General features: G+C 31.4%; 14 protein-coding genes. 6 read left to right on the forward strand and 8 right to left on the reverse strand.

Going from position 1 to position 17745, the window contains the following annotated elements; genetic code table 11:
• Window positions 1–127 precede the first annotated feature (127 nt).
• Window positions 128–2059 carry an acetate--CoA ligase gene (acs, locus tag NFRAN_RS07045; RefSeq protein ID WP_134484167.1) on the reverse strand — a complete coding sequence of 644 codons (1932 nt, stop codon included), beginning with the start codon at window positions 2057–2059 and terminating at the stop codon, window positions 128–130.
• Window positions 2060–2284: 225 nt separating this feature from the next.
• Between acs and NFRAN_RS07050 the strand changes: the two genes are divergently transcribed.
• A complete protein-coding gene (locus NFRAN_RS07050; RefSeq protein WP_134484169.1) occupies window positions 2285–2542 on the forward strand; it encodes a winged helix-turn-helix domain-containing protein in 258 nt (85 codons plus the stop codon).
• A 154-nt stretch (window positions 2543–2696) separates the two neighbouring features.
• Here the strand turns inward: NFRAN_RS07050 and NFRAN_RS07055 are convergent, their stop codons facing one another.
• Window positions 2697–3560 carry a CdvA-like protein gene (locus tag NFRAN_RS07055; protein ID WP_134484171.1) on the reverse strand — a complete coding sequence of 288 codons (864 nt, stop codon included), beginning with the start codon at window positions 3558–3560 and terminating at the stop codon, window positions 2697–2699.
• A gap of 117 nt (window positions 3561–3677) precedes the next feature.
• Here NFRAN_RS07055 and NFRAN_RS07060 point away from each other — a divergent pair, with 117 nt between their 5' ends.
• Entirely contained in the window at window positions 3678–5357 is a 1680-nt protein-coding gene (locus tag NFRAN_RS07060; RefSeq protein WP_134484173.1) for an FAD-dependent thymidylate synthase, read from the forward strand.
• Window positions 5358–5421: 64 nt separating this feature from the next.
• On the opposite strand, the gene fen is transcribed toward NFRAN_RS07060, so the two are convergent.
• Both fen and NFRAN_RS07070 read right to left on the reverse strand, forming a co-directional pair.
• On the reverse strand, window positions 5422–6450 hold the full coding sequence (gene fen / locus NFRAN_RS07065; protein WP_134484175.1) for a flap endonuclease-1: 1029 nt from the start codon (window positions 6448–6450) through the stop codon (window positions 5422–5424).
• A 165-nt stretch (window positions 6451–6615) separates the two neighbouring features.
• Window positions 6616–7374, reverse strand: a complete 759-nt coding sequence (locus tag NFRAN_RS07070; protein ID WP_134484177.1) for an SDR family NAD(P)-dependent oxidoreductase — start codon at window positions 7372–7374, stop codon at window positions 6616–6618.
• A gap of 330 nt (window positions 7375–7704) precedes the next feature.
• Between NFRAN_RS07070 and NFRAN_RS07075 the strand changes: the two genes are divergently transcribed.
• Complete coding sequence (locus NFRAN_RS07075; protein WP_134484179.1) at window positions 7705–7974, forward strand: hypothetical protein; 270 nt, start codon at window positions 7705–7707, stop codon at window positions 7972–7974.
• A gap of 2086 nt (window positions 7975–10060) precedes the next feature.
• On the opposite strand, the gene NFRAN_RS07080 is transcribed toward NFRAN_RS07075, so the two are convergent.
• Window positions 10061–10918 carry an arginase family protein gene (locus NFRAN_RS07080; RefSeq protein ID WP_134484181.1) on the reverse strand — a complete coding sequence of 286 codons (858 nt, stop codon included), beginning with the start codon at window positions 10916–10918 and terminating at the stop codon, window positions 10061–10063.
• A 100-nt stretch (window positions 10919–11018) separates the two neighbouring features.
• Window positions 11019–11663 (reverse strand): YqaA family protein, encoded by a 645-nt coding sequence (locus NFRAN_RS07085; RefSeq protein ID WP_134484182.1) that lies wholly within the window; start codon window positions 11661–11663, stop codon window positions 11019–11021.
• Window positions 11664–12348: 685 nt separating this feature from the next.
• Between NFRAN_RS07085 and NFRAN_RS07090 the strand changes: the two genes are divergently transcribed.
• The 3 genes from NFRAN_RS07090 to NFRAN_RS07100 all read left to right on the forward strand — a co-directional run bounded on the left by NFRAN_RS07090 (window position 12349) and on the right by NFRAN_RS07100 (window position 14880).
• Window positions 12349–12597 (forward strand): hypothetical protein, encoded by a 249-nt coding sequence (locus tag NFRAN_RS07090; RefSeq protein ID WP_134484184.1) that lies wholly within the window; start codon window positions 12349–12351, stop codon window positions 12595–12597.
• Between the two features lie 237 nt (window positions 12598–12834).
• The gene (locus NFRAN_RS07095; protein WP_134484186.1) at window positions 12835–13065 is read left to right on the forward strand and encodes a hypothetical protein; all 231 of its coding nucleotides are present in this window, start codon (window positions 12835–12837) and stop codon (window positions 13063–13065) included.
• Between the two features lie 888 nt (window positions 13066–13953).
• Window positions 13954–14880 carry a hypothetical protein gene (locus NFRAN_RS07100; protein WP_134484188.1) on the forward strand — a complete coding sequence of 309 codons (927 nt, stop codon included), beginning with the start codon at window positions 13954–13956 and terminating at the stop codon, window positions 14878–14880.
• Window positions 14881–16419: 1539 nt separating this feature from the next.
• Here NFRAN_RS07100 and NFRAN_RS07105 read toward each other — a convergent pair.
• Complete coding sequence (locus tag NFRAN_RS07105) at window positions 16420–16992, reverse strand: endonuclease V (RefSeq protein WP_134484190.1); 573 nt, start codon at window positions 16990–16992, stop codon at window positions 16420–16422.
• Between the two features lie 213 nt (window positions 16993–17205).
• Window positions 17206–17391 (reverse strand): hypothetical protein, encoded by a 186-nt coding sequence (locus NFRAN_RS07115; protein ID WP_134484194.1) that lies wholly within the window; start codon window positions 17389–17391, stop codon window positions 17206–17208.
• Between the last annotated feature and the right edge of the window lie 354 nt (window positions 17392–17745).

The raw sequence follows: 17745 nt of genomic DNA on the forward strand, positions 1-17745 counted from the left end.
ATATGTTCATACATGAAATTTTTGAAGTTATTATCTCTTTAATGTCATAATTTCTATAAATAATTATCTAGAGGGACACGCCTTAAAATAAGTCGAAAATTAAAAGAGTAAAGGTAAAATAGTACCGTCATATTTGTTTATTGATTGCATCTAATTCATGAGATATTTCTTCAATAGATGCCTCATCTTCAAGAGTTGAGATGTCACCAATAGTTTCTTTGTTCACAATAGATTTTAAAAGTCTCCTCATTATCTTACCACTTCGTGTTTTTGGTAACTTGTTTACAAAGTATATCTTTTCAGCAGATGCAATGGGTCCAATCGTACGCTTAATGTGTTCATTTACTTCTATGCTTAGATTTTGCGTTGGCTGGATTTCCTTTCTTAATACCAAGAATGCTATGATGGTTTCACCTTTGATTTTATCCCTTTTACTAGTAACCGCTGCTTCAGCTATTGATGGATGGGATACAAATGCACTTTCTAACTCTATAGTTCCCAACCTATGACCAGCGACCTTTAAAATATCATCCGCTCTTCCTAATACCCATATATATTTATCATTATCTTGATATGCAAAATCCCCTGTAAAGAAACTATTCTCTGCCTTTTGCCAATATGTTTCTTTATATCTTTCTTTGTTATTCCACAATGATATAAGCATTCCTGGCCATGGTTTCTTAATTGTGAGGTATCCTTTTTTACCATCTTCTATCTTTATACCTCTATCATCGACTATTTCAATCTCAATTCCTGGTAATGAAAACGATCCAGACCCAGGTTTCATTTTTAAGTTTTCAATCCCTGGACACATGCTTATCATGATTCCGCCGGTTTCAGTTTGCCACCATGTATCTATTATTGGACAATTTTTTTTCCCGATTACATCAAAATACCATTTCCAGACTTCAGGGTTTATTGGTTCTCCTACGGTACCTAGCAGTCTTAGACTAGATAAGTCGTAAGAATTAGGTATTTCATTTCCATATCTCATATACGATCTCAGTGCTGTTGGAGTGGTGTACAAGATGGTTGTACCGTGTTTTTCGACTATTTTCCAATATCGATCTGGGTCGGGAAAATCCGGAGCACCTTCATAAATAATTTCGGTCACTCCATGCATCAAGGGAGCGTATACAATATAGCTATGTCCTGTTATCCACCCTATATCTGCTGTACAGAAGAAAATATCGGTTGCATTAAAATCAAATACCCATTTTGCCGAAATATATAAATGAGTTAAATATCCGCCACTTCCATGTACAACCCCTTTAGGTTTACCGGTAGTTCCTGAAGTATATAATATAAATAATGGATCATTACTTTCCATCCATTCCGGTGGACAAAAACTTGATTCTTTGTTTACCAGGTTTTCAAACCAGATATCATTTTCTCCCATAATTAAATCCTCATGGGTTCTTTTGACGACGATCACTTTTTCGATAGAGGGTGTATTTTTTACGGCCTCATCAACTATTCTTTTCAATGGGACTATTTTTCCTCTTCTATATCCGCCGTCTGCTGTAATTATTATTTTAGATTTTGCATCGTTTACTCTGTCTATGATCGATTGAGAACTAAACCCAGAAAAAATGACCGAATGAATAGCTCCTATTCTTGCACAAGCTAACATTGATATCGGTAATTCGGGTATCATTGGAAGATATATTGTAATTCTATCTCCCTTTTTAATCCCCATTCTTTTGAATGAATTAGCTAATTGATTTACTCTACGAAACAATTGGTTGTATGTAATAGTAACTGACTCTCCATCTTCACCTTCCCAGATAATAGCTGCTTGGTTTTTCTTCTTTGTAGTCAAATGTTTATCTAGACAATTATAGGCCGCATTTAATTTTCCTCCAACAAACCATTTAGCAAAAGGATAATTCCAATCCAATACTTGCTGCCATTCTTTAAACCATACCAAGTTTTTCGCACAATCTGACCAGAATTGATTTGGATCTTGTCTAGCTTCATCCTTTATTTGTTTTATCTTAATTCCTTCCAGGGAGATGATTTGTTGATTTGTGTCATTGTTGACATGAGGATCATCCATCGGAAAATGATAAATTACCTTAACATAAATTCTTTTTTTACAAGTCAATCTGCCATGATATCCGCATTAAATTCGTGCATGGAAAAGATAGTTTCCACGACGTTAAAATTATCACCAAAGCATTGTAACTACCGCAGTTTTTTGCCATGGTAATAAACTTATGTACGAATGTTATGTAGGATTGTTGCAATAAATTAAAATAAATAGAAAGAACGAAAATAAACTGTGAAATATAGAAGCCGAACTGAAATAGTGGCCATGATTCTCGATGCAGCCAATGGTGGTGCTACCAAAACAAAAATAATGTATAAAGCATTTTTGAGCTATGCACAATTACGAGAGTATTTATCTGTGTTAATTGAAAATAATCTAATCGAGTATGTTGAGGGTTCTCAGGCTTATAAAACGACAGAAAAAGGATTGAACTTTCTCAAGATGCACAATGAGATTGGGGAATTGTTGAGTTCAACAGCACAAAAGTAAGCAATACCTTATATTTTCTTAATTTTACTTAAATTATTATGTTTCGTATATCCCTTAAAAATATTGCAAATAAATGAAGAAGAACTATTATAGAAATCTGAAATTAAAATACTAGAGAATTATTGTATTCTCGCTCTTTTGAATCAAAATCACTTCAATTATTGGTAGCCATTATGTGTGTAGTGTCTTGATTATTGATTGTATTTTCCATCGACGCTTCAACATAGCTAGCAACTTCATTACTTGATTCTTCTGTTCTTTCTGTATCTGTTCCTATCTCTCTCTGTTGTTCTTGTTGAATGTCATGATCATAATTTATGGTTTGTTCGGATTCATGATCTGTCTTCTGGACATTATATTCTATTACTTCTTCCTTATCGTCGGTTTGAACAGTTAATTGATCATTATTATTGGTAGTGGCTGTATTGTCGACTGTTTGTTGAGTTAGCTTATTGATAATATTATTAATTTCGGTTTTTTCTAAATTTACATGTTCTATTAATTCATTAGTATGCATAGTTATTTGTTGATAAATATCTTCAGTTATCTCGTTACTTTTATATTGTAACTTGGCATCAAAAAGAATCGAATTTATTCTCTTGGATTCCATGTCAATTTCTGATATTCTTTGATTCAATCTCTCTATGATTTCTTTTGTACTGTCTCCTAAATCATCCAGCCTTTTTTCATATTTTAAGTATATCAGTTCTGCATCGTCTTTCATACTATCGTTATCGGCTACAATTTCCTGTAATGCCTTAATCCTTTTCAACGTTAACGATTTCTCTCTTAATAGTTTTTGTGCATCCAGTCTCCATCGCGGGATGAAAATAACATAATCCCCCTGAACCAATAGTTGTTCATATGGCAAATTCTTTACTCCACTAGAGCCACAATCCACACTGACCGATTCTATGGATCCTTCTATATCTGTAATGATCCCTACTACTTTACCGATGTATGTTCCATACATATCTTTAACTTTCTTACTGACAAATTCGAGCTTTAATTCGCTCATGTATTTTCATTATTAGAGCAGTATAATGCTCACTGTGTGAAAAAAATTTTATAATATTGTAATATTTAGTCAACATTAATATTTCAAACATACATGAAAACGATTATGTAATATAATATGAATTACGAAAAATTTAATGACTTCGAAAAAAAACAATTAGAATCACATTTTTCTAACTCTGAAGATAATGTATTTGCAATAATTACCCCAAATCAAGTTGATCGTGGTGCTTTGATGTCCAGATATTCTAGAACTGATAAAACGATGAGGAGGGTCTATATCGATGAATTCCTATCAAATCCAAATAGGGGTCTAGAATTTTACAATAGGGTTCTTTTAGACTATGGTGATGATTCTGTAGCCGAGCTTGGTACGGCTCAATGTGCATTAGAGTGGATTTCAAATATTTCCGCACAAAAAATAGAAGATCACAGAATAGGTCTGTCTTTTTTGGAAAAGTCGTCACGTTATGTAGCCTTTGATAAAAAAATTAACGGGTTATATAAATATTATAGAGACAATCGAATTATGTCATCAATTTATGCTGATAGTTATGTGAAGTCTTGTGATCTGGCATTCGATATTTATGCCAAAAATATAAAATCTATGCAACAGTATCTTAAAGAAAAAACTCCAATTGACAATTTGGTATTTTATGATTCTGAAAAAAATAATGATAGTCCCTTTTATAGTCTGAGAAATTCAACAGATATAGATGTTGCAAATAAAATATACAATTCATCCATAAAGGCCAAAGCATTAGATATACTGAGAAACCTTCTCCCATCATCTACTCTTACGAATCTTGCAATAGCTGGAAATGGAAGAGCTTTTGAATATCTTTTGTTTAAAATGAATTCTTCAGAATTGACCGAAATTAAGAGATTGGGTGATCAATTATACAATGAAATGAAAAAATATATTGAACCATTCATTAGACGATCTAGGAATGTACATAGTGTATCCAATGCAAATTATCTTAGTAAAACTAAAGAATCTATTTCAAAAATTCTAGACGAGATCTTTGATCATAATTCTTATAACATTACTGCAAATGATACTATTCAAGATATAGTAGACAATAACAAGAATACAGTTGTAAATGTTAGATTACTACATTATCTACCTAATGTTGAGGCTGAAGTAAGATTGGCTTCCTTCATATTACATGAATATGGAGTAAATCTCACTATGGCCGAGTTGTTAGAATATGTTGCAAATATTCCTATAGAAAAACGCCATGAAATCATTCGTGCTTATTTTAAGTTCAGAGAAAATAGACGACACAGACCGGGAAGAGCTTTCGAGATGATCGATTATTCTTTTCAATTAACAACAAACTATGGTATGTTTAGGGATCTTCACCGACATAGGCTTTTAACCATGAGCAGGCAATTATTATCAACTAAATATGGATTCGATATTCCTAAGGAAATAATTGAATTAGGTATAGAAAAAGACTATATAGATTGTATGTATGTTAGTGATGATACTTACAAATCGATAGCCAGTTCGATGCCCCATGAAGCACAATATGTCGTTAACTTTGCTTATAGATATCCATACTTTATAAAAATGAACCTTCGTGAGGCATGTCATATGATCGAGTTGCGTACGACTCCTCAGGGTCATCCCGATTATAGGAAAACATGTCAACAAATATACTCATTGATAAAATATGTCCATCCTATAATATCAGAGGGTATCAAATTTGTGGATATGAATAGATATGAGTTAGAAAGATTCAAATCGGAAAAGAATAGTGCATTAAAAAAATCTAAGCTGGATTCAAAATGAAGAATTATACTCTAAGATGATTAAAATCTACCATAAATTCATATTTAATAATGATTTTAGAGTATCAAAACCATTTGTCAAGAGACTCGCTTTTTTTTATAACATTTTTTTCCAGTCTTCTTAGGTAATTAGCAACTCTTTCCATAGAGAAACTTTTCTCATCGCAAAGATATTTCAATATTTTTTCTTTCTCTAAATCCTTAAATTGGATATTTAGATCCTCAATATTAGCAACATTAGGATTCAAAAAAATCTCTCTAATTTCCTTATATGGAGTATTTGATAATTCATCTTTTATTTTTTCTATATCCTCGAGTTTCTTATATTTTTGAATTAGTTTTAAAGCATTTTTAGGACCAATGCCATTAAATCCATTAGGATTAAAATCGGTTCCAATAAGGATTCCAATATCTACTAGTTGTTCATGGGTTATATTATTGATTTTTAAGACTTGATCATATTCTATGATTTCAGGGACAATATCTATATACGCGTTTTTATTTGGGATCTTCCGTTTCCCACTAATAGTCAAATTTCTTATTAATCTTTTTGCACCAAACAATATAGAGTCATAATCTTGACTTACACACGAGTAAGCCAGATCCTTCTTTGACAACAATGCTGCAGTTGCTTCTCCTTCAGATATTGCATTTATATATGGAATTCCCAGTAAGGATAACAAGTATTTTGATTCCTCAATCATTTTGGAAGTTAAAATTGAAGTACCCTGACTAAATTTTTTTGCATCATCCATCCTTCCCTCCTCTATGGCCAGATTATATTTTTCAGAAGCTTCTTCCTTAGCCTTTTTCCTTCTATTGATTTCTTTGGCTTTCAATTCATGGGGTTCCCCGTCAAAAATATATACCATCTTAACTCCGTCACAAAGTAAATTTATGTTCCTATAAAAAAGTCCGCTAAGATGACTCGTAGGTTCTCCGTGAGTATCTGTAAGTAAATCTCCAGTTGGACCTCTGATCGTTGCCAAGAATTGATAAATTACATTAAATGCATCGACCGCGACTACCTTTCCAACCAAATCGGAAATTCTAATAGGATTAGAAATAACCAGTGGCTTCAAATTCAAACCCATTAATGATTCGTACTCATGTATGATTTTTAAATTTTTGATGGATTGATAAATCAGATGATCCGTTGATATGCATTACAATAATCTTTTTGTCAATTCAATCACTAAGGACTTGTTATTATTAAGTTCGTTTATAGAATATTAAAGGAGCTTAGATGATTAAAAACATCATAATTTGGCTGATATTCCTCCATCCAGAGCCATTACGGATCCTGTTATCCAATTTGAATCTTCAGAAACTAAAAATAAAATTGCATTAGAAACATCCTCAGGTTCTCCAATCCTCTTTAAAGGGAATGATCCCTCTAACATCCTTTTTGCATTTTCGTCTTGTAAATATGGTTCCATTATAGGGCTTCGAATAGTTGAAGGTGCTATACAATTGCATCTTATATTGTATTGCCCATATTCTACTGCTATGCTTTTCGTCAGCATTATGATCCCTGCTTTTGTAACCCCATATACTGAAAAAGGTACCTTAGGAATAGCCCTCATTCCTAACAATGATGATATATTTACTATGTTGCCTGATTTTTGTTCCATCATAATAGGAATTACTGCTTTGATGGGCTGAAATGTACCTTTAAGGTTGACATTGATCAGATTACTCCACTGATCTTCGGTCATTAAATGGAATGGTGTGGGATCGTTAATTATAGCAGCACAATTAATTAGAATATCTATTTTATCAAATGCAGTTAAGGTTTGTTCAATAACACTCAATACTTCAGATTCGTGAGAAACGTCTGCTGCTGCATATATTAGATTATCACTCCTGCCTATATCTTCGACAACTTTTTTTAATCTGTTTTTATCTCTCGAAACTAAAACTACCTTGCTACCCTCTTCCAGCATCTTTTTAGCTGCTGATTTTCCAATGCCTCCAGATGCACCAGTAATTATAGCTACTCTTCCATCCAGTTTCATGAGTAAAATAATGTCATATTTGATTAAAAGCTTTTCAATTGTCTAATGAAAAAATTTTATTAAGGAAATATTTATGGCATGTAAATTCAAAATGGCGGCCATTTTTCGAAATCATTCCGTTAGTATATTCTTGCGACAATAAAAAGACCAGGATTTAAAAAATTGTATTCAGAATATAAATAACAAACTAACCAAATTAGTGGTTCAGCCAGATGAGAACCAATCAATGATGTGTTGTAGTTATATATTCCTTATTCATCTTGTAAAGGTACATGTTTGGTTAGAAGAGAACTCGAAAAAATGCCAATACTTTTGAGACATTAAAAGGATATGGTTCATACAAATGGAAGGTTGGGAAATAATGATGATGCACAGAGAGAAATACGCGATATCTACTACGCATCTCATCCTTCTAATTATTATCATGATCAATCTTGTACTTCTATCTTTTCTTTACACCTTGACTACCGGTTAGTAAGGTTGACTCTTCTTTCTCTATTTAGTACGATCATGATGAGAATAGGAAATATCACTCCCACTGTTATTAAGATTTCAAGTGTAATAACTATAAAGAAACCAATAATAATTAACCAAACATAACAAATTGTTGTAATGTAGTCAAAGGTACTCTTTAACATGCATTATGTGGATATCTTTACTTGATAATAAACTACAAGTTACCATATGTAAATCATATATTCGCATTTGTAAATAATAACATACATGAAATACAGTTTATAAAAATATAGTTTATAATCTTGTTTACAGCATGGTGCATATGACTTGTCTAACAGCGAAGACGAATAAAAGATATCTCATCTTATAATTACCGTAATCATTTATTTTTTTGTATAGAATGATATGAACCACCTAAATCATTCGTAAACACACAATTATTAGAATTAACATCAAATTTAGTCCAATAAATGCCCATAGTGCTAAACTCTCCAAGGAATAAGAATAGATTTTTAAGCAAATATTTAATGGGCACAAATATTGATAGAGTTTAGATAAATGGATTAGTGATCCAAGGGTTTATTGTTTGCGTACGAGCCATCAATATTTCATCACATCTAAAAATCATTTTCATGGGAATAATACAATAACATCTAAATATTTGTAGGATTCTGAGACTCAATTACAATAAAAAGTTCATCAAAACCACGGTATAGCTCCGTACTATTTGTCGTCGCTCAAAATGGAATCAATAATAATCACAATGTATAGTTCTTTAGCATCCAAGCATATTTTCTTCTCGAGTTCTGGAGTGTAGTTATAGCGATATGAGTTAAAAATTGGAGATGATAACGATCTGATTTTTAGGTCTAAAATACATTTCTATGAATCTTGTTATTAAGGTGCTTCAAGTGAGCAATATGTTCTCTGTACAACGGTATCATGAATTCTCTTGAAATTCAATGTCTGGGAAAGCAAGTATTTTGATCAATGGCGGTTGATAAGTTTGAAAATCAATTTATAAAATTTATTCCATTTATTATAAAAATAGAATTATTAGCTATTTACAAATGAAATTGATTAGAAGATTATCGGTATTGGGAAAGTAAAAACGTCGAAGAGAATAGTTATTATGTTATATCTGTTAAGCGAATTAGTTACCTTGCATATCGCTATATGTCTATTTGAGTTGTACATCTTCTTTTGATACAGCATTGAGATAACGTACATTTTTCTTTTATCTGTTTTTTCGTGAATCAAAAAATCATGAATTCACCAATCTAGTAAATATTATTACTGTTTTTGTTTATATTCTAAATTCCTATAGATACATAGTATATTACCACCTGTTAACATTTTATTAGCGAATAAAGTTGGAGGATTTAGCTTAGATTATTGGGTTTGTCTTACATAAATCAAAAACCGTCAGTGTCATGTCGCAATAGTTTTTATTTGAATGATTACTTTAATCCATTTTAATTCTTCTTTGATGTTATCTTTGACAATCTCTTTACCTCTTAGGATCATCTTATAGTGGGTCAACATTCTTCTATGTATACCAACGAGTGTAACTATGCCATAAATTAGAAGAAAGTCGAAAATAATTGTTGCCACTACGAACATTACAAGTGTTTATCCAAAAGCCGAAAAGGTTAATCCTGGTTCTATTCCTATCTTTTTAGGAATCTCAAACCTAATTACCATACCTAGGGATGTAATTCTTATAAGTGTCACAATAGCCATGATGTAACTAATATTAGAGAACGATATGAGATCCACAAAGATTACCTTTTGTATCCCGATCGACAATAGAATCAGAATTGACTACAGTAATAACACCTATAACTTTCTTAAATTCAACATCAATCAATATGTAAACCATTTTGTGCTGATGACTGTGCTTACAAATTCTTGCCGAGATCATCCTATTGATCTCTTCTATTTGGTTTAGTCCTGTCAATGTCACTAAATGACATCTTTATTTCGTTAATCAGTTTGTATACAACAGAACTTAATTTAACAGATTTTATACCTTCTACTTCTAGATGAATTTTGCTGAAAATTTTAAACATTGGTAGGAAAAATGGTTTTCTACTCTTGTCATTTTGATTAATTTCTTAATTAAAATACTTTCGATCGAGTAGTTGCTTTATCAGAAGACTTGCTCATGATTAATTAAATACAATTTTTGATCGTTGAAATACTATAAGTTGTCAAATTCTAGCTAACATCAACTGGTTTTAATAGATGCAATAGACTCGAGCAATAGCCTGGATGCTAGGAGTGAAGTTATGTTATTTACATCAAAATCAGGAGAGAGTTCTACTATGTCCATGCCAACAATACCCAAGCTAACTGTTAATTTAATAAGCGATATTAAATCAATGCTAGAAATACCCCCTGCAGAAGGAACCGAAACTCCTGGTGCATACGCAGGGTCTAAACAATCTAGATCAATGGAAATGTATTTCTTGCCTTTATGATGTTTTGATTTTATTTTGTCCAAGATATTCGAAATTCCTTTTTCATTGATATCTAGAGGTGTTATAATTTCTAATCCAGACTTTTGTACATTTTCTAATTCTTCTGCTTCCGCAGATCTTGTTCCTATTAATACGCTTTCTTTAAAGTCTATCCACTCCGATGAATCACTTAAGACAGATCCATAATAATTAGTTGTAGAGGAAACAAAATCTGGATGTGCGTCAAAATATAACAGGCCAACTTTTCCAATCAAATTACCGATAGCTTGTAATATAATAGTGGTGATCGAATGGTCTCCTCCTATAACTATTGGAATCTTATTATTCGAAACTAGATCAAATACTGTTCTGTATAACTCCTTCCTATCAACATTACCGTAATCAAAAATGTGTTTCTTATTCAAATTACCACGCATTGGACAAATTGGAATAATACTTCCTTCTCTTTCAAAAAAGTTTGATTCATTGGTTACCATTCTAAGAATATCTGGACCTTTACTCGTGCCTTTTCTTTTGGAATGAGATTTTGATTCATCAGGTACGCCTATAATTACAATTTCTGCCTCGGAAACCTCATTCACATTCGAGTAAGTAAAGATATCCATATATCGTTATTCTGCTAGATTTTCATAATAATCTTGCTACTAAATGATATTTGTTTCATCCATATTTCTTCTCGTGAAGTAATGTAAATAATCTATAAGTTCAAGACTTGTCCTTTCTTAGCTTTTTAATTTTTACAAAGAAACTCTCCAAAAAAACTGCCCATCTAATCTTTAAGAATAATATGAAAAGAAAACTAAATAAAATTACTGATATTAGTATTGCAATAATTAATGTATTCATATTCAATGACACTTCAGAAAAGTTTCCAATTATGGGTTTGCCGATTATCAGTGTCCCCCATACTACTATAGTGTTTAAAAGTAATTTTGAGAAAAAAGTTATGAAAATGAACTTTATGCGACTGTATCTATACATTCCAAATGGAATAAAGATTATATTGTCAGGAATGGGAGTAATTCCAGCCAAAAATATCGCCACACCGCCATACTTTTTTAGAATCCTAAAGGTTTCTGGATACTCTTCTTCATTAAAGTTTCTCTTTAGGTTACCTATATTTGCTCCATAATAGCTTATCATATAAACTATAGATTTCGCGGTTACAGCCCCCAGTGCCCCAATCAAAATTATTGCATTGGGATCCAAATCTGTGACCAAAACGGCAGTCATGAGAACTGGGAAATATGGAATTGGAACAATAATTAATATTGCAGAAACAAAGGTCAATAGAAAAATTGCAGAGTAATCCAATCCTTGAATTAGCTCTATTAAATCAAAGACTTGCATTAGGATGTTTATCTTAGCATTTTATTGATTAATTATTGTTTTTCATTGTGAAGAATGTCTTTGTCAGTATATTGACCCATTTTATAATAACTTGAGAAAGAGGCATACTAAATTTCATCGTAATTCATACCATACAAATACATGATATATCAATCTCTTATTATTCACAATTGCATCATAGTAGTAAGTAAAATAGTTGACAACCGATTTTGAATATTGTTATTGCAATATTATAAGAAAAATCTGCGTACATAAACTTAGTAGATTCATAATTGTTTACCAAACTTAGATCTTTAAATTACCATTAGTTCAAAACACCTTTCTATTGTACTGTCTTATTCACGTTATGAAAATCAAGTTGTAACTCTAATGTAGAATTCTAATTAAGTAATTATTCGAAATATAATATCTAATTTAATTATCTTAGTTAATTTATCGGATATTCCTATTGCTATTTTGATAATTGATTTAGAAACAGATGTTCATATCTTAGTCATGTTGTACGTTATTACGTAAATCAATAACTCGTTAAGATGATCTTTGACTTAATAATGTGCTTTTTCATTGAATTTTTTTGCCAGAACTGTTATTTTTAACAATGACGAGATCGTTACTACATTTTTATTGAATTTAAATTCAAATAAGAGCCAATAAATTTATTTAATACCCTATAATAGATTGATTATTGGACAAAAAACAAACACCAACAAAAGCAACACCTAAAAAGAGTACAACAAAAGCAACACCTAAAAAGAGTACAACAAAAGCAACAAAAGCAACACCTAAAAAGAGTACAACAAAAGCAACAAAAGCAACACCTAAAAAGAGTACAACAAAAGCAACAAAAGCAACACCTAAAAAGAGTGAAACTAGTGAGCCTGTAGTAAAAAGAACAATAACAAAGACAAAATCAAAATCACCTACACGTAAGTAGAAACAGCTTTTTTCTCAAAATTTTTATTTTACTATTCAACAATTTTTATAATCAAGGTAGTGATCAAGTTTTAATAGGAAGCTTTTAGCAAAAAAACCTTCACAACACAGAATTAATTATTCGAGTAACCTTTATAAGCAATTTTAGAAACCAATAGGGAACAAAGTGGGGATCAGTATAATATACACTTCAGATGATAAAAAGTTCAAGCCATTCAACCTATATTTTGAACCCTCTATGTCCGCTAATATTGTTGGTCATCGATCTAGTGTAAAATTAGTTAATAAGGATTTAGGAATAGAGATTTATCTGGAGAATAATGATAATGAAAAATCTGTTAATCAAAAAATACAAGATGATCTCGAATTATCATACAAAAAGATTGTATCTGAATATGACGATAGTAAACAAATATTTCGAACATTAAAGAAAATCAAGGGCAATTTGGAGAAATTGAATAATACATGATCTCGGATTTTTTATGATGATATATAAATGCTGTATCCCAATTGAACTCATAAAATTTTGTACTTCATATTCTTAATTCCTTATGGCAAATTTGTTCTCTTCTTCATATTAAGTATAGTATTTATTGACTATCAAGTACAGCAAATACGCTGTGTAATACATACACACAGTACATAAATTATCTGAATGGATAATAAAAATCAGAAAATGAAACTTCCTGTCATTAATTATTCATTGTTAAGGGAGAATGGAGGTTAGGATCGTTTTGGTAAAAATACTTGAGGGTAAATATTGATCCAAGTGAAGATGAATTCTTTGTTTATATTATATTTTTATCCGAGTTTATCATAACATCAAGATTTACACTTCCATCGTTGGTACTATTTAATATTGGAGAATCTGTCGATTTGCCAAATACCTTATTACTATCTTCAAAAATATTCATTATACTGGCAGATCCGCTATTAGATTCGGCAGTACCTAATATCCAAACAATGCTATTTGTTTGTTAATATAATAAATACTTTGGTTGTCCGATAATTGAATATCTGAAAGGTTAGTATTATTATCTATTGTGGACTGCTGTATGTATGCTATAATGACTGTATATTACTTGACCCAATAAAACAAACGTAGCTTTTTTGCATAATGTGTGAAGATATGTGAGCTTCTTAATTTTTGCCCTCAATTCCTATAACAAATTCATTCAAATATACTTCACATGGTTTATAATACATTTAGGAAAATTAAAACAACAAGTCCTATATTAATAAGTTTGATAAGAAAATTACAGAAAATTTTTATAAAAATTTTAACCAGAATTAAATTTGCAAAGTATATTCAAAAATTATTATATTATATATTATTGCAAAAGAAAACAGGAATAAAATGTTAAAGTCAATCGACACGAAATTAACTTCAGTATTAGTTGTTGCAGTATTTGCTGCATTAATGACTTTTGGTCCAGCAACATCAAGTTATCAAAGTGCATTTGCACACTATGGGACAGATGTTGATCAGTGTAAAGATGATGAGGATTATTATGAGGATAATGAGGAAGCATGTGATAAGAACCTAAGAGTTCATTATGGAGAAGATTATGATGGTGAATTTGGTTCAAAATCAATTGACGACGATGACGACGATGACGACGGTAATAGCTCAAACCAAGGAATAGGTCAATCCCAATCTTCCCGTCAAAATTCACAATGTGTTTCAGGCGGTGATACCAATGACTCTTGCAACAACATAAGCCTACAGAACCAAGAGAATTCTGGTAACAACGCAGCAGCTCAAAACGGCGGAGATGACGACGATGACGACGGTAATAGCTCAAACCAAGGAATAGGTCAATCCCAATCTTCCCGTCAAAATTCACAATGTGTTTCAGGCGGTGATACCAATGACTCTTGCAACAACATAAGCCTACAGAACCAAGAGAATTCTGGTAACAACGCAGCAGCTCAAAACGGCGGAGATGACGACGATGACGACGGTAATAGCTCAAACCAAGGAATAGGTCAATCCCAATCTTCCCGTCAAAATTCACAATGTGTAGCAGGTGGTAGTTTGGGTAACTCTTGCAACAACATAAGCCTACAGAACCAAGAGAATTCTGGTAACAACGCAGCAGCTCAAAACGGCGGAGATGACGACGATGACGACGGTAATAGCTCAAACCAAGGAATAGGTCAATCCCAATCTTCCCGTCAAAATTCACAATGTGTATCCGGTGAAGATGCAATCGTATCTTGTGATAATGTTAGTTTCCAAAATCAAGTAAATAGTGGAAACAATGCATTGGCACAAGATTAAAATCATTTTTTTGATCATTTGATAGAACAAATTAGAAAAGCGTTAAAATTAAACTGAATGCTTTTCAAATTACCAAAAGTTATTCTATAACTTCTAAAAATATTTTTGGTACAAGTAGTCTTCAATTAAGTCGTCTCTCTTTTTAGACTTAATGACAGAGAAGATAAATTGATTGAAAGATCTTTTCTCAATAACGTCAGTTCATAAGTAAAGTTATTTGAAAATAATGTAAATATATATAGATAGTATCTTTCAAGAGAATTAGTTTGTTTTTTGACCTAAAACTTAATCTTTGATACTGATGCATTTACTATTCATGAAGGATTTTTATATCATTTAAGTCACAGTACTTTAAAGTTGCTTCATAAATTTAACAATCTCCTTTATTCAAGTAGCGATTTAAGATCTAATTTTGAAATCTTTAATTATCAAATTATTTATATCATATTACTTCTAAGAATATTGTTCAACAGGTCTGTCTGTCCCAAAGTTTAGATCTTAAGGAAAAGAATTTCGTGATTATTGGCAGAAAATACTTCAATATTCGAGTATTTTCTGAATTATCTGCTTTTTGTATCTTGACTGTTGATAACCTTCTACAAAGTTAAAGCCAGCACTATGTGATTATGAAGTAGATACTACCTAACCGAATATGGTACATCATCTTTGAATAAATTAGACGGTGTTTCCTTTTGAGTGAACCGATGGGTACATCTACCACCCTCAACAAAAATCTGCATATTTTCAGAAAATAAAATTACCGTTGGAATTATATGAATTTTTTTTGAGGATCATTCAACGATTTAGATGTTACATTATCTTTATAAACACAATTACTAAAATTTCATTTTACTTTATCACTCTAGTGTGCCTTAGGAGTGATTTTTAGCCTTTGTCTGGTTGAGTATAAACATAGTCAACCAAACCAGAATCGTCATGTGATAAAGATATTGTAAATCTAGATTTGATATGTAGTAACAGGCAATAATTCATTATTATCGCCGATTTAATCGAGACTCTAGAAGAATATGATTTACTGATAGTTTTAGAGAATAAAACTCTTATTTTTAGACTTATACTATAGTACTTGCTTGGATGCCGCAATTATGTCAAATAGATATTTTATTATTGGAAGATCGTACTTTGTAGTTGATGTTGCTAATTCTTCACTATAATTATTGCAAGCAAACTCCATTTCTGTCAAAATAACAAAAGAGTATTCTTTGTTTCAAATATATGAAGATGCTGAAAAGGATGAATTAGAATTATGTTGTAGAGAAGAAAATATATCTTTGTCAAAGAATATGATCTTACTAAATTGCAATGTGACTGCCTAATGCATTGTTTAATGGGTATGAGTTCAATAAAATTTCTCGAAGATGTATGACGAATTAATATTTTCCTGAGCGAAGATAACAATCACATACATTTACATAGAATAATTGAATTTTGAAATGCAATTCGATTATCTAGCTATAACTGTATTACTTAAGGTTAAACATTCAATGAATTAACAGGATCCAGAAGATTTGACCTTGATCATAGTTCGCAAAAGTTTTTTGAAACAAAGTCTGCAATCTTAAGAGGCTTGGGAATAAAATTGCCTGATCTAGTTAGAGCTTTGACTAATTGTATGGATGTAGATAAACTTTCTCTATGACCAGTGCTTATGTATATTGTTTTCCTTGAATGCTTCTCTCTTTTTATGGCAAATCCAAGCATGTTTCCATCATATCTTACAAAATCATCCGCGCCCACAGTACCATACAGTAAATTTTTTGCAACTCCGATCGTTGGATTATTTGTAATTACTCCAACATACGAAGCCAATCCACATCTTCTGGGATGAAGTACTCCATGGCCATCGACTAATAAAAGTTGAAAAGAATTCTTCAATAGTTTCAAGGTCTCCAAAACAGGATCCAATTCTCTTAATACTAATAATCCGGGTAAGTATGGATGTTTTATCTCGTTTTTAGTTATAACAATTTCGATTACTTTTAGATCTATCTTTCTTACTACAACAGCAGAAGCACTTGCAATTCGTCCATTGTAAGATACATCAACGCCACAAACATAATCAATTCCTTTTTCAAAATCATCTCTTGTAATAACCTTTTTTCAAGTAGTTTTTGATTTCTTATTGTATTTGCAATATGATTATTCATATCTATGCGAGAAAAATTATGACAAAAATTGAAGTTATTAAATATTTTTTAACTAGGTCTAATTACCTTAAAAAAGTCTCATTATAGATTAGATATAAAAATTACTAAAGATTCAAACTGAAAAGATACGATAACATGTCATATCATATTAGTTGGATTAGATATTCAAGTCGGAATCATTTAGATCCTTTGCCTTAAGACCTGCCCTTATGGCTATTGAAAATATTTTTATGACTTCTTTCGCGTGGCGTCTGAAAAGGTAAGGAAGCAACAACCAAATTTTTTCACTTTCTTCATCAATAAGTCCAGAATGAGTATCTCTCACTCGTTTAGAGAATACCAATTGGATGTATCTTTATACTCGATTCTAAATTATATCATTGCTCTTTCATATCACTTTCATTTGAGCCGACTGATGAAAGAGGTAGAATCATAAAAATTGCACTAGAAAGTCCATTATAATGGGACTTGGTGATATTTCGATAAGAAGTTGTTTAATATAATAGTATCATAATAGTTTGTTACCGGATTCAAGAGTGATCAACAACTTACTTCATATACAACTGGGTTAGAAACACTTTGCATGCAGACATTCTTTAACCTTTAACTCTCCTACAGATTATGTTCTATACCTTCTGTCTCTAGATCGAGTTCTCTTACTTTCGAAATTCTTCTTTATGGACTACCATTTAGATAC

This window comes from Candidatus Nitrosocosmicus franklandus, assembly GCF_900696045.1.
GTDB classification, from domain to species: domain Archaea; phylum Thermoproteota; class Nitrososphaeria; order Nitrososphaerales; family Nitrososphaeraceae; genus Nitrosocosmicus; species Nitrosocosmicus franklandus_A.